Here is a 14,112-nt window from a genome sequence, read left to right on the forward strand (position 1 = left end):
GCTTTGCTTCCTAGCTTACTGCTAGCACTCGTAAACTATAAATTGTGAAAAAGCTTACTAGCAAAAGGCTAGTCAGTTTTTTTCTTAATGAACATCGAATCACCGTAAGAGAAGAAGCGGTACTTGTTCTCCACTGCGTGCTTATAAGCGTTCATTGTATTCTCGTAACCTGCGAACGCACTGACCAACATGATCAGTGTCGACTCTGGCAGGTGGAAGTTAGTAATTAAACAATCAACTAACTGATATTGGTAACCTGGATAAATAAAAATCTCAGTATCACCGAAGAAAGGAACCAGTTCCGTACCATTCTTAAGTGCATCTTGCGCGGCACTTTCTAGTGAACGAACCGATGTCGTCCCTACCGCAATAATTCGACCACCACGAGCTTTAGCTGCATTGATCGCATCAACAACTTCTTGCGGTACTTCAACGTACTCCGCGTGCATGTGGTGATCATGGATATCATCAACTTTCACTGGCTGGAACGTTCCAGCGCCCACGTGTAGAGTCACGTAAGCAAACTCCGCACCTTTCGCTTTGATTCTATCCAGCAATGGTTGGTCGAAATGCAGACCTGCCGTCGGCGCTGCTACGGCACCCGGTTTTTGGTTGTAAACCGTCTGGTAACGCTCTTTGTCAGAGTCTTCATCCGGGCGATCAATATAAGGAGGAAGAGGCATATGACCAATCTCTTCCAGTACCGCTAGAACATTTTGCTCTGAATTGAACTTCAACTCAAACAACGCGTCATGACGCGCGACCATCTGCGCTGAAAACTCATCATTCTCACCAACAAAAATAGTACTTCCCGGCTTAGGTGACTTTGAACAACGCACATGAGCCAGAATGCTTTTCTCATCGATAACCCTTTCAACCAACACCTCAAGCTTGCCACCTGATTCTTTACGGCCAAACATGCGCGCAGGAATCACGCGAGTGTTGTTGAAAACCACTAAATCACCAGGTTGTACTTGCTCAAGTACATCGGTAAATGTGCCATCAACAAGCTCCCCCGTATTACCATCCATTTGTAGTAAACGGCTCGCAGTGCGCTCTGGCTGAGGATAACGAGCAATAAGCTCATCCGGTAAGTCAAAATGGAAATCTGATACTTGCATGTTACTAATCTTTTGTCGTGGGTTCTTTATGTGAGTCGAACTGATTCTGTCACAAACAGACGACGAGTTTTTCGCAGCCGACTAGTATATTCTGCATCAGAGCAATATCAAGAAAAGAGATGTGAATTATTGTAATCATTTACGTAATTACCGCTTCTGAGAGTGTTATTTTAGCGCTGAATTATTCAACCATTGATTTGCCACAAAAAAAGCAGGGTTATGACAATAAAACGCGATTAGCTCTCATACTCACAGCGAGAAAATTACTATATTTATAGGGTAAAGAACAACTTCAGGAGGCAGCCATGATTAAAGTAGAAGACATGATGACGCGTAGTCCCCATACGCTTCTTCGTTCACATAATCTTGCTGATGCTAAAAGCATGATGGAAGCACTTGATATTCGCCATATTCCCATCATAGACGCAGATAGAAAACTGCTCGGTGTGATCTCACAACGTGATGTATTAGCCGCTCAAGAATCCAGTCTGCAACAAATCCCAGAAAACCAGTCCTTCACTCTCAATACGCCCCTGTACGAAATCATGAAAACCGGCGTGATGACCGTAGCCCCACAAGCAGGATTAAAAGAGAGTGCCATCTATATGCAAAAGCACAAAGTGGGCTGTTTACCTGTGGTAGACAGAGGTCAATTAGTCGGAATCATCACCGATAGTGACTTCGTTGCGATAGCAATTAACCTGCTCGAATTACAAGAAGAAGTTGAACCTGAAGAGATGGATTGATTTGCCCTTCGACATATGATTTATAACGCCAAGCGCTTATCGTGCACTTGGCGTTATCTGCGATCGACCCATCATCATTCTTGTCCGCAAGAGACTCAGCCGCGCTCTCTATTCCCGCATCAAGCCACACCCACCAAGATTCAGAAACACCTCAATCGCTCGTTTGTGCTCCTAGCCAACAACAAATAAATTCATAGAACATTTAAATATAAGCAAAATTAATCACTTAACAGATAAGCGTCCATTCATATTCACTAAGTATTTCTATTTGTCAGCACGTTGCAGATTTGACCGTTATAATTTAGTTACAAAACTATAAATACATTTCATCGTCAGTTATCACCTTCGACGTCCGTCAGCCAAACGGAGAGACTGGTATGAGTCTGAAAAAATTACTCACCCTTGGATTTGGGGTGATCTTAGGCCTAATTTTGGTCATTTCTGTTGTTGCTTCACTTCGTTTTTACCAATCGAGTGGAGGCTTTAATACTTACCGTGCTCTTGCTTTAACCAGTGTTGCTACCGGGCGCATCCAAGCTAATATTTTAGAGGCTCGTTTAGCGGCGCTAAAATACATAAATACCAATAACCAAGAAAACATCGCTGCTGTTGATACGCGAATAACCACCACGAATAACTTAATTGAAGAGCTACTCGGTAAAAACATCGACAACAGTAATAAATCTGATTTTATCTCGATTGAAAATCAATTAAAGCAGTACAAACAAGGTTTTATTCAAGTTACTCAACTAGTGAATCAACGTAATCAACTTGTTCAACAACAGCTCGATCCCGCAGGATTGAACATGCGATTATCAGTCACAAACATCATGAATCAAGCCGCAACCGAAGATGATCTTGACGTTGCCGTCAGCGCCGGCACTTTACAACAACATCTCTTGCTCGCTCGACTATATGCATCTAAATTCTTAACCAATAACGCTCAGGCTGATGCTGAAAGAGCCGAGAAAGAATTTTTAGTTGTTGCCACTTTAGCTGACAAGGTGGATTCACAATTGATGTCGACAGAGCAGATTGAAAATCTGAAATCTTTCCGACAATCCTTTGAACAATATCGTTCAACCTTCTCTCAAGTAGTGCAAACCATTAATAACCGCAACCAAATCATCTCAGGAACACTTGATGTTTTAGGGGCTTCTGCTGCTCGTACCATTGAAGAGATAAAACTCAAAACCAAAGAGAAACAAGATACGGTCGGCCCTGAAATGGTAGAGCGCTTTTCAAACGCTCAGCTCCTGATCGTAGCACTGTCTATTATCGTCATCATCAGCGCCTTGGCGATTGCGGTTGGTATCTATCGCAGTGTATTGAAAGTGGTTGGCGGCGAGCCTAGCCAGATTCAAGAGATCGTCGCTGAAGTGGCATCAGGGGATCTTTCGAGCCAGATTACAACCTCGGGTAAAGAAACTGGCATCTACGCTAATATCTTGCAAATGCGCACTGAACTGCGTCGAATCATTGAAGGCTTTCATCAAATTTCCGACAACGTTTCTTCTTCTTCAATGTCTTTGACAAACATCATGAAACAGACCGAACACAATGCACAGCAGGAACTCAGTCAAGTCGAACAGATTGCCACTGCCATCAATGAGCTCTCCAGTACTGCCTCTGAAGTCAGTCAAAATGCAGCAAATGCCGAAAACGCAGCCAATGATGCTACTAACAATGTTGTTGAAGGCGGAAGATTATTGGATTCGTCAGACGAAGTGTCGCGCAAAGTGGATTCGTCTATTGAAGAGACATCAAAAATCGTTAATCAGTTGCAAGAGTACTCCGTTGAGATTGGCACCGTAGTAGAAGTGATTAACTCAATCTCGGAACAAACCAATTTGCTGGCACTTAATGCCGCAATTGAGGCGGCTCGTGCAGGTGAACAAGGACGAGGCTTTGCTGTCGTTGCCGATGAAGTTCGCTCACTTGCCGCGAAAACGCAACAATCGACCATTGATATTCAAGACATTATCTCTCGTTTACAAGCTCAAGCAAAAGACGCGACAAACTATATGCAGTCGAACCTGACCTTAGCGGAAGATTCTCGCAAATTCAGCGGGCAACTTCGTGATGCGTTTTCGGCCATTACTGAATCTGTCTCTCTGATTTCAGATATGAACACCCATGTGGCAACGGCTTCTGAAGAGCAATCTGGTGTGACACAAGATATCTCGCAAAACGTGTCTCATGCTTTCGATTTGGTTAATAAAAATGCGGCTGGTATTGAGGAGAGTAAACGAGCCAGTGATGAGCTATCGAATCTGGCAGTGAAACAAAAAGATCTGTTGAGCTTCTTTAAACTTTAGCTAAAAAAAGAGCGGTCTGCACCGCTCAAAAGCATGTCAAAGTTTATGCCTAAACAGAATATCTATACCCAAAGGCTAGTGAGTCAAAGCCTGCATTTTTGACTCACTAGGCAGGGTATTAATGGCTAAGGGATTAAAATTGGTCTTCTTCTGTTGAACCTGTCAATGCTGTTACAGAAGAATTACCACCTTGAATTGTGTTGGTCATCTTATCGAAGTAACCAGTACCCACTTCTTGCTGGTGTGCCACGAATGTGTAGCCTTTCTCAGCTGCTTGGAACTCTGGACGCTGTACTTTCTCAACGTAGTGACGCATGCCTTCGCCTTTCGCGTAGTCGTGAGCAAGTTCGAACATGTTGAACCACATGTTGTGAATACCTGCCAGTGTAATGAACTGGTACTTGTAGCCCATGTCAGAAAGCTCTTGCTGGAATTTCGCAATGGTTTCTGCATCTAGGTTCTTCTCCCAGTTGAACGATGGAGAACAGTTGTATGCAAGTAGCTGCTCTGGGTACTCAGCATGAATCGCTTCTGCGAACTTACGCGCTTCTTCTAGACATGGTGTTGCTGTTTCACACCAGATTAAGTCTGCGTATGGCGCGTAAGCTAGACCACGAGAAATCGCTTGGTCAATCCCTGCACGTACACGGTAGAAACCTTCCTGAGTGCGCTCGCCAACGATAAAGTCTTTGTCGTATGAATCACAGTCAGACGTTAGTAGGTCAGCAGCGTTCGCATCTGTACGAGCGATAACGAGTGTTGTTGTACCAGCAACGTCGGCAGCTAGACGAGCCGCAACCAGTTTTTGAACCGCTTCTTGAGTAGGAACAAGAACTTTACCGCCCATGTGACCACATTTCTTAACAGAAGCAAGTTGGTCTTCAAAGTGAACACCCGCAGCGCCCGCTTCGATCATCGACTTCATCAGTTCGTATGCGTTTAATACGCCACCAAAACCCGCTTCTGCATCCGCAACGATTGGTAGGAAGTAATCCACAGCACCTTCATCAGCTGGTGATTTACCGTTAGACCATTGGATTTGGTCCGCACGACGGAACGAGTTGTTAATGCGCTTAACGACTGATGGTACAGAGTCTACTGGGTATAGCGATTGGTCTGGGTACATTGTTGATGCAGTGTTGTTGTCTGCAGCAACCTGCCAGCCAGAAAGGTAAATCGCTTCAATACCCGCTTTCGCTTGCTGTACTGCTTGGCCGCCAGTCAGTGCACCTAGACAGTTTACGTAGCCCTTCTTAGCATCACCGTTCACCAGTGACCATAGTTTGTCAGCACCACGCTGAGCGATGGTATTTGCAGGTACCATTGAGCCACGTAGTTCAACAACCTCTTCAGCAGTGTAAGGACGTTTTACGTTTTTCCAGCGTGGATTGGTTGCCCAATCTTTTTCTAGAGCTTCAATTTGTTGGCGGCGAGTTAAGTTAGTCATCGGTCTATCCCTCTATTGATGAGCGCTTCTTATGTTGAGTTAACGGGCGCTATGTTTTCCTTTTTCCTTGGCAGTACATCCAGCTCTGCCTTAGAACATTCACGTTATTGTTGTGGAGTTTGTTTCTAATCCAGGTAGTCGTAACCTGGAATGGTTAAGAAATTGGTTAATTGGTCACTGGTCGTGAGCTCAGTCATCAAGTCCGCAGCTTCTTCGAAGCGACCTGCTTGGTAACGCTCCTCACCCACTTCTTGTTTAACGACGTTAATCTCTTCACTCAGATACTGTTTGAACAGCTCGTTGGTGACGGTTTGGCCGTTGTCCAGCGATTTACCATGTTGAATCCATTGCCAAATCGAAGCACGCGAGATTTCTGCGGTCGCGGCATCTTCCATCAATCCGTAGATAGGTACACAACCGTTACCTGAGATCCACGCTTCGATGTACTGCAAAGCAACACGAATGTTATGACGCATGCCTTGTTCTGTGATGTCACCTTCACATGGAGCAAGAAGGTCTGCCGCTGTCACTGGTGCATCTTGTTCACGAGAGACATTGAGCTGATTTGTTCTTGGTCCCAATGCTTGGTCAAATACAGCCAATGCGGTGTCAGCTAATCCAGGGTGTGCAACCCAAGTGCCGTCATGACCATTGTTGGCTTCCAGTGATTTGTCGTTATAAACCTTATCAAGCACTTGCTGATTAGTTTGTGGGTCTTTCGCTGGGATAAAGGCGGCCATACCTCCCATTGCGAAAGCACCACGTTTATGACAAGTACGGACAAGTAAACGGGAGTAAGCGTTTAGGAACGGCTTGTCCATTGTCACTACCTGACGGTCAGGAAGAACGCGATCAGGGTGTTTTTTAAGTGTTTTGATGTAGCTGAAGATGTAATCCCAGCGACCGCAGTTAAGACCAACGATATGTTCTTTTAGTGAGAATAGAATTTCATCCATCTCGAACACAGCGGGTAACGTCTCGATCAGTACGGTTGCCTTGATAGTTCCAGTGTCGAGACCGAAGTATTCTTCCGTAAAGTGGAACACTTCACTCCACCATTTTGCTTCCGTGTGAGACTGAAGCTTTGGAATATAAAAATAAGGGCCGCTGCCTTTTCTCAACAGACTGGTATAGTTGTTGTAAAAGTAAAGCGCAAAGTCAAACAGGGCCCCAGGGATAATCTGACCGTTGAACGTAACGTGTTTTTCTTTGAGATGTAGTCCACGTACACGGCAGATAAGAACCGCAGGATCGTCTTCCAACTGGTAGAGCTTGCCATTGACTGGATTGGTGTAGCTAATATCACCATTTACCGCATCACGTAAGTTGATTTGGCCATCAAGCACTTTGTCCCACGCTGGAGCTAATGAGTCTTCAAAGTCAGCCATAAACACTTTTACGTTAGCGTTTAGAGCGTTTATCACCATTTTTCGGTCTGTAGGACCTGTGATTTCAACGCGGCGGTCTTGAAGATCTTTAGGGATCCCTTGGATTTTCCAGCTTCCTTCTCTGATATCTTGCGTATCTGTTAGGAAGTCCGGCAGTTCACCAGCGTCAATGCGTGCCTGCTTCTCCTCACGAGCAGCGAGCAATTCATCAACTCGACCAGCGAACTTTGCACACAGCAGAGATAAGAAGGTTTGGGCTTCAACAGGGAAAATCGCCTGATGCTCTGGAGAAAGGGTACCAGTGACATCAAGCATGCCTTCTTTTAGTAGGGTTTCTTGGGCTTCTACTGTTGTTTTATCTCTTTCTGGTGTGTTGGCAAGCATAATTTCTTCCTTAATATCCTGCTGTATATGAAACCGTCACTGGTTAGCCGCACTTATCTGACACTGCGAACACTTCTGCCGAGTTCGTCACTGTCATTGTCAGCCCCACCTCTGTATCGGGTCATTTCGATTCTCGAACGCTCCGATTACATTTGTAACTATCAAACAACAATCAAACTTCCTAACTGATCATTCTCTGAAGAGGTTTCTTGTTCTGTTGGCTGTTAGATTGAATCAGTAAAACATTCATTTCAATCTAGACATAAGTCTTACTGAGCCTTTATTTAACCTATACCAAACATGACTAGAGTAAAAGTACTAAAGTAAACAAAACGTTAAATTCGAAGTTTTATTCCGCACGCATAAAAGTGGTGTTCGCACTCACAAAAACGTAACTAGTTACGTAATTTAATTACAGTGAAATTAACGATGTAAAATCGTTTCAAACGCGCGTTTAATTCTATGTAGTGGGGACAAATCCCTTTTATCACTAGGGGTGAAGGGAATATGCAATCGGATTATCAAACAACGGAAAATCGGAGGGTTGTAAAATTCACACTGTGAAATTTCACAATTTAATGAAAGCTTCATCAAAATTTACTTGTAAAATTTTACAAGATAAAGTTTACCGACAGGATAAAATGCTAAAAAGCACACCAAAACCAGTGTGCTTTTTGATAGGAAATCGATTTCGTCAACTAATACTTATCGCTAAAGTAGCTCTGACACTACATCCGCTAATTGTTTAAAAGTATTTACTCGGGATGAACTTGGTCGCCAAACCAGACCTATATCACGATGAGCTTGCTGCCCTGGGGCATCAATCACAACCAAGTTCTGGTTATCTATCAAACCATGATCAATGGCCATTTGAGGTATAAAGGTAGTTCCCATCCCATTGGCAACCATCTGTACCAAGGTATGTAAACTTGTGGCGGAGAAAGGGTTAATCTTCTCTTTGTCTGTTAACTGACAGGCAGAAACCGCGTGCTCGGTCAAACAGTGCTCTTTCTCTAAAAGAAAGACAAACTCATTAGGCAAGTCTGCATACTTAATTGGCGTTTGAATCGCATCAGCTTGATTGCGACTAATGATCATACGGAATGGATCACTCCCCACAATGCGGCTTTCCATGCCTAATATGTCGACTGGCAACGCTAAAATCAGGACATCCAATTCTCCATGGCGCAACGCATCGAGCAAATTGGTCGTCGTATCTTCTCTTAATAACAGATTCAGTTGAGGAAAGCGGCGATTCACCTCCTGAACTAAATCACACAATAAGAAGGGAGCGATAGTGGGGATGCAACCAAGGCGCAATTGCCCTTCCATTTCTCCACCTTGGCACAAACGCCCAAGTTCAACGAGATCTTGTCCTTTTGCCAATAACTCTCGCCCCTGCTGCACCACTTGCTCGCCAGCCAAGGTAAAAACCAAAGGGCTTTTCTTGTCTTTCTTTTCGTATAAAGGGCAACCAATCAGCTCTTCGAGATTCTGGATACCTTTACTTAAGGTAGATTGACTGACAAAGCACTTTTCAGCGGCATCGCTAAAATGACGTGTTTCGTGCAAGGTAATTAGATAGTGTAACTGTTTGAGGCTGGGCCACTTATTCATAGATTTATCTATAACTTCCGACTGGATATTGACCAAGTTAATAAAATCAAACTTATCGTTTTTTTCGATTAACTTAATCTATTTAATTCGCTTTTTTACATACTACAATGTGTACTATAGTTTGTCCCGTACAAACACGGACCAAAGCGAAACAGACGTTTTGCATTGGAACTAACCAAATATTTTAGGAGCAAAAAAATGGTACTAGTAGGTCGTCAAGCCCCAGATTTTACTGCTGCAGCTGTTCTAGGTAACGGTGAAATCGTTGATAACTTCAACTTTGCAGAGTTCACTAAAGGTAAGAAAGCAGTTGTTTTCTTCTACCCACTAGATTTCACTTTCGTTTGCCCATCAGAGCTAATCGCTTTTGACAACCGTTTTGAAGATTTCAAAGCTAAAGGCGTTGAAGTTATCGGTGTTTCTATCGATTCTCAGTTCTCTCACAACGCATGGCGTAACACTGCGATCGAAAACGGCGGTATCGGTCAAGTTAAATACCCTCTAATTGCTGACGTTAAGCACGAAATCTGTAAAGCTTACGACGTTGAGCACCCAGAAGCAGGTGTTGCGTTCCGTGGTTCTTTCCTAATCGACGAAGACGGTCTTGTACGTCACCAAGTTGTTAACGACCTACCTCTAGGCCGTAACATCGATGAAATGCTACGCATGGTTGACGCACTGAACTTCCACCAAAAACACGGTGAAGTATGTCCTGCACAGTGGGAAGAAGGTAAAGCAGGTATGGACGCATCTCCTAAGGGTGTTGCAGCGTTCCTATCTGAGCACGCAGACGACCTAAGCAAGTAATTGCTTACTATACCCAAGCTCAACGGGTATATGGTTGGTAAGTATATAAAAGCACATAGCGCATAAGCGCAACGCCAATCAGTTCTAAGTAAAGTCTTAATCAAAGCCCGAAGCACTGCTTCGGGCTTTTTTATTTCACTACCAAAGTCGAAATATTGATAAAAAGACAACATATCGCTAAAGAGACAAAAAATATCGTCTTACAGACTTTCTCGGATTCAGCCCTTTAAAGTCTGCATCGCTCTCTTTATGATGAATTTAACTTAATTTGAGACTGAGCATCATTGCTCTTTCTGGATGAATATAAACATGGAGATTTAAAATGGCTTACTTTTCTCTAGCCTTTGGTACGGCAACTAAAAACCGCGACGGAAAAATCATTGAAGCATTTTTTCCAAACCCAGTTCTAAACCCATCAGATGCACTGGTTGAAGCCGTTGCTAAAGTTGCAGGTTATGAGCAAGGTAACCAAGCTATCGAAATCTCTGCGGCTCAAAGTGCTGAGTTAGTGAGTGCCTTTGAAGCAAACGGTGATACAGCGAATGCTTCTTTCGCTGCAAAAGCGGCAGAATCTTCTCAACCTCTGGTTGTTGTGGTTCTAGCAACAGATGAGAAACCTCAGTCCGTTGCTGAAGGTTTCCTTAAACTACAACTTATCTCTAACCGCCTAGTTCAACCACACGGCACCGTCCTAGATGGTATCTTCGGTCTACTGCATAACATTGCATGGACTAACGAAGGTCCAATCGACTTGCCAGAGCTGGCTGACCGTCAAATTGAAGCGCGTCTTGCTGGCCGCTCACTGTCTGTTGACTGTGTCGACAAATTTCCAAAAATGGTGGATTACGTTGTTCCAGCTGGTATTCGTATTGCGGATACATCTCGCGTACGCCTTGGTGCTCATGTGGGTGAAGGCACCACCGTTATGCACGAAGGTTTCATCAACTTCAACGCTGGTACTACGGGCGTGAGCATGGTTGAAGGTCGTATCTCTGCGGGTGTTGTTGTCGGCAATGGCTCTGACATCGGTGGTGGCGCTTCTATCATGGGTACACTATCCGGCGGCGGTACAGTAGTGGTGTCAATTGGTGAAAACTCACTACTAGGTGCGAATGCGGGTCTTGGTTTCCCTCTAGGCGATCGTTGTACTGTTGAATCCGGTCTATACGTGACGGCAGGTTCTAAAGTGCGCATGTTAGATTCATCTGGCCAAGAAGTTGAAGTAGTGAAAGCTCGCGATCTCGCGGGTGTATCTGACCTACTGTTCCGTCGTAACTCAGTGACAGGCCAAATCGAATGTCTTGCCAACAAGTCTGCGGTAGAGCTGAACTCAGAGCTACACAGCAACAACTAAGCCAAGGCGAGTTGATAAAGCCGAGCTTCAGTGCTCGGCTTTTTTGTTTCTTATTCCTTAGAAGTAGAGGTTATTGTCCTCGTCAATCCCCTGTATCCTCTAGCGATAGGGAAAGATTTACATCATTTCAGTCAGACAATCTATCCCGACCTACTGATATTTTTATGCTCAAACACTCATTTTTCGTGCTCGTTTATTTTCGAATTCGCCTATTTATGCAAAATTACTCTGCATATATAGGGAATACACCAATCTGCTGCTACCACACATCGAAGTCGCTCAAACGATAAGCAAGCCAAGATTAGCTAAAATAGTAATAATAAGACAAAAGGATTCTTACCATGACTGAGCAAAAGTACATTGTTGCCCTAGACCAAGGCACAACAAGCTCTCGCGCGGTGATACTGGACCACGATGCCAATATTGTTAGCATCTCTCAACGTGAGTTCACCCAAATTTACCCTCAGTCTGGGTGGGTCGAGCACGATCCTCTTGAAATTTGGGCGACACAAAGTTCAACTCTCATCGAAACTCTCGCCAAGTCAGGCATCAGCAGTGATCAGCTTGCGGCTATTGGTATCACCAACCAACGTGAAACCACCATTGTATGGAACAAAGAAACTGGCAAACCTGTCTACAACGCCATTGTGTGGCAATGTCGTCGCACCGCAGAAATTTGTGAAGAGCTCAAAGCACGTGGCCTAGAAGAGTATGTCCGCGAAAACACCGGATTAGTACTCGACCCATACTTTTCCGGCACTAAGGTTAAGTGGATTTTAGATAATGTAGAAGGCGCACGTGAAGACGCAGAAGCAGGCAAGTTGTTGTTTGGTACTGTCGATACTTGGCTCGTATGGAAAATGACCCAAGGCCGAGTACATGTCACGGACTATACCAATGCATCTCGCACCATGCTTTTCAATATCAATAACTTAAGCTGGGATCAAAAACTGCTCGACGAACTAGGAATCCCAGCATCGATGATGCCTGAAGTGAAGCGTTCTTCAGAAGTTTACGGTCAAACCAACATCGGCGGTAAAGGCGGTACTCGTATTCCTATCGCAGGTATTGCCGGAGACCAACAAGCTGCGCTTTACGGTCAAATGTGTGTTGAGGCTGGACAAGCGAAAAACACCTATGGCACAGGTTGTTTCTTACTGATGAATACCGGCCAAGAGAAAGTGACATCAACGCACGGTCTTTTAACCACGCTAGCCTGTGGTCCAAATGGCGAGCCTGCCTATGCACTAGAAGGCGCGGTATTTATGGGAGGCGCTTCAATTCAATGGCTGCGCGATGAGATGAAGCTGCTCGCAGATGCCAAAGACTCAGAGTACTTTGCGACCAAAGTTGACTCTTCCAATGGTGTTTACGTTGTACCAGCCTTTACTGGCCTTGGTGCTCCTTATTGGGACGCTTGGGCGCGTGGGACTATTGTCGGTCTGACACGTGGCGTCAGCTCAAACCACATTATCCGCGCGACGCTTGAAGGCATTGCCTACCAAACTCGCGACGTTTTGGATGCCATGCAAGCGGACTCCAACATTAACTTGGCTAGCTTAAGAGTCGACGGTGGAGCGGTAGCAAACAATTTCCTGATGCAGTTCCAATCTGATGTTCTAGATACAGAAGTTCACCGCCCTAAAGTCACGGAAGTTACCGCCCTAGGTGCAGCCTACCTAGCAGGTCTTGCCGTTGGGTACTGGAATAGTATTGATGAGCTAAAAGACAAAGCCGAGCTCGATCGCACCTTCCTACCTCATCATGATGAAGAAAAACGTAATCGCCGCTACAAGGGATGGAAGCGCGCCGTTAAGTGTGCGCAGGTTTGGGCAGAAATGCATAACGAGGAAGATTAAAGTCACAAACTCCCATTCAAGAGCGCCGATTATGGCGCTCTTTTTGCGTTATATCCCCTATTCCTTACATCGTTCTCTTCTCACCATGCGCTAATTCGAGCACAATAACGCGAGTTATTATTTTCGAAAATCAGTGTAATGAGCATATTGGCTCACTGCACAGGGAGCTGCCCGTGAAACAAATTCCAAGACATCAGCAAATAATTGCGTTGGTTCAAAAGCAAGGCTATGTCAGCACCGACGAGTTGGTAGAGAAATTTAATGTCAGTCCACAGACCATCAGACGCGATCTCAACGAACTTGCTGATGACAATAAAATTCGCCGTTACCATGGTGGTGCAACCATTCCACTGAGTTCAGAAAACACCTCGTACACCGCGCGCAAAAGCATGAATTTCAACGAAAAGGATGTTATTGCAGAAGAAGTGGTTAAACACATTCCCGATGGGGCGACCTTGTTTATTGATATTGGTACCACTCCAGAGGCCATTGCACGAGCACTAAACAAAAATCACAAGCAACTACGTGTGGTGACTAACAATATTAATGTCGCAACCATTTTGCTGCAAAACCCAGAGTTTAAAGTCATCCTTGCCGGTGGAGAAGTTCGCAACCGTGATGGCGGTATCGTCGGTGAAGCCACTCTTGATTTTGTGAAACAGTTCCGACTTGATTTCGGCATCTTGGGGATCAGCGGTATCGACTATGACGGTTCATTGCTTGACTTCGACTACCATGAGGTTCGTGTAAAACAAGCCATTATCGAGAATAGCCGAAGTGTTTTTCTTGCTGTTGATCACTCTAAATTTGGTCGTAATGCTATGGTCAAGCTGGGCAATATCTCTCAACTCCATATGCTATTTACTGACAAACAGCCTCCAAAAGAAATACTGTCTATCCTCAAAGAGCACTCAATTCCGCTTGAAGTCATTAACGACACCAAATAGTCACAGCAATTCCAATCAAATTTAACCTTTAAGAAACCTTTATTCCCTAATAAAGGTTTTTTTGTGCACAAATCACACAAACGAGCATAAACGAAAATAAATAATGATCCAAAACGAAAGCTGC

Annotated in this window: 10 protein-coding genes; 6 read left to right on the forward strand and 4 right to left on the reverse strand. The window is 44.5% G+C overall.

Going from position 1 to position 14,112, the window contains the following annotated elements; all coding sequences use genetic code 11:
- Positions 1-68: 68 nt before the first annotated feature.
- Positions 69-1,121, reverse strand: a complete 1,053-nt coding sequence (gene queA / locus ACQEXP_RS11435; protein WP_269377669.1) for a tRNA preQ1(34) S-adenosylmethionine ribosyltransferase-isomerase QueA — start codon at positions 1,119-1,121, stop codon at positions 69-71.
- A gap of 305 nt (positions 1,122-1,426) precedes the next feature.
- Between queA and ACQEXP_RS11440 the strand changes: the two genes are divergently transcribed.
- Complete coding sequence (locus ACQEXP_RS11440; RefSeq protein WP_269377671.1) at positions 1,427-1,867, forward strand: CBS domain-containing protein; 441 nt, start codon at positions 1,427-1,429, stop codon at positions 1,865-1,867.
- A 377-nt stretch (positions 1,868-2,244) separates the two neighbouring features.
- Positions 2,245-4,185 (forward strand): HAMP domain-containing methyl-accepting chemotaxis protein, encoded by a 1,941-nt coding sequence (locus ACQEXP_RS11445; protein WP_426969938.1) that lies wholly within the window; start codon positions 2,245-2,247, stop codon positions 4,183-4,185.
- 133 nt (positions 4,186-4,318) lie between these two features.
- Here the strand turns inward: ACQEXP_RS11445 and aceA are convergent, their stop codons facing one another.
- From aceA to ACQEXP_RS11460, 3 genes are all read right to left on the reverse strand, one after another.
- The gene (gene aceA, locus ACQEXP_RS11450; RefSeq protein ID WP_138970451.1) at positions 4,319-5,632 is read right to left on the reverse strand and encodes an isocitrate lyase; all 1,314 of its coding nucleotides are present in this window, start codon (positions 5,630-5,632) and stop codon (positions 4,319-4,321) included.
- A gap of 125 nt (positions 5,633-5,757) precedes the next feature.
- The gene (gene aceB / locus ACQEXP_RS11455) at positions 5,758-7,404 is read right to left on the reverse strand and encodes a malate synthase A (protein ID WP_426969940.1); all 1,647 of its coding nucleotides are present in this window, start codon (positions 7,402-7,404) and stop codon (positions 5,758-5,760) included.
- A gap of 711 nt (positions 7,405-8,115) precedes the next feature.
- Positions 8,116-9,021 (reverse strand): hydrogen peroxide-inducible genes activator, encoded by a 906-nt coding sequence (locus ACQEXP_RS11460; RefSeq protein ID WP_269377676.1) that lies wholly within the window; start codon positions 9,019-9,021, stop codon positions 8,116-8,118.
- A gap of 198 nt (positions 9,022-9,219) precedes the next feature.
- On the opposite strand from ACQEXP_RS11460, the gene ACQEXP_RS11465 reads away from it, so the two are divergent.
- The 4 genes from ACQEXP_RS11465 to ACQEXP_RS11480 all read left to right on the forward strand — a co-directional run bounded on the left by ACQEXP_RS11465 (position 9,220) and on the right by ACQEXP_RS11480 (position 13,988).
- Positions 9,220-9,828, forward strand: coding sequence for a peroxiredoxin C (locus ACQEXP_RS11465; RefSeq protein WP_269377677.1), 609 nt, complete (start codon positions 9,220-9,222; stop codon positions 9,826-9,828).
- Positions 9,829-10,150: 322 nt separating this feature from the next.
- Positions 10,151-11,182, forward strand: a complete 1,032-nt coding sequence (gene dapD, locus ACQEXP_RS11470; protein WP_426969942.1) for a 2,3,4,5-tetrahydropyridine-2,6-dicarboxylate N-succinyltransferase — start codon at positions 10,151-10,153, stop codon at positions 11,180-11,182.
- 341 nt (positions 11,183-11,523) lie between these two features.
- Positions 11,524-13,041, forward strand: a complete 1,518-nt coding sequence (gene glpK, locus ACQEXP_RS11475) for a glycerol kinase GlpK (RefSeq protein WP_269377679.1) — start codon at positions 11,524-11,526, stop codon at positions 13,039-13,041.
- A gap of 173 nt (positions 13,042-13,214) precedes the next feature.
- Positions 13,215-13,988: a DeoR/GlpR family transcriptional regulator gene (locus ACQEXP_RS11480; protein ID WP_269377680.1), complete on the forward strand. Its 774-nt coding sequence runs from the start codon at positions 13,215-13,217 to the stop codon at positions 13,986-13,988.
- Positions 13,989-14,112 lie beyond the last annotated feature (124 nt).

This window comes from Vibrio sp. TRT 1302 (genome assembly GCF_050113875.1).
GTDB lineage: Bacteria > Pseudomonadota > Gammaproteobacteria > Enterobacterales > Vibrionaceae > Vibrio.

Bases quoted from the DNA above. Each gene is read 5' to 3' on its own strand.
- ACQEXP_RS11460 (WP_269377676.1), bottom strand. From the start codon at position 9,021: ATGAATAAGTGGCCCAGCCTCAAACAGTTACACTATCTAATTACCTTG.
- dapD (WP_426969942.1), top strand. From the start codon at position 10,151: ATGGCTTACTTTTCTCTAGCCTTTGGTACGGCAACTAAAAACCGCGAC.
- ACQEXP_RS11445 (WP_426969938.1), top strand. From the start codon at position 2,245: ATGAGTCTGAAAAAATTACTCACCCTTGGATTTGGGGTGATCTTAGGC.
- ACQEXP_RS11440 (WP_269377671.1), top strand. From the start codon at position 1,427: ATGATTAAAGTAGAAGACATGATGACGCGTAGTCCCCATACGCTTCTT.
- aceB (WP_426969940.1), bottom strand. From the start codon at position 7,404: ATGCTTGCCAACACACCAGAAAGAGATAAAACAACAGTAGAAGCCCAA.
- queA (WP_269377669.1), bottom strand. From the start codon at position 1,121: ATGCAAGTATCAGATTTCCATTTTGACTTACCGGATGAGCTTATTGCT.
- glpK (WP_269377679.1), top strand. From the start codon at position 11,524: ATGACTGAGCAAAAGTACATTGTTGCCCTAGACCAAGGCACAACAAGC.
- ACQEXP_RS11465 (WP_269377677.1), top strand. From the start codon at position 9,220: ATGGTACTAGTAGGTCGTCAAGCCCCAGATTTTACTGCTGCAGCTGTT.
- aceA (WP_138970451.1), bottom strand. From the start codon at position 5,632: ATGACTAACTTAACTCGCCGCCAACAAATTGAAGCTCTAGAAAAAGAT.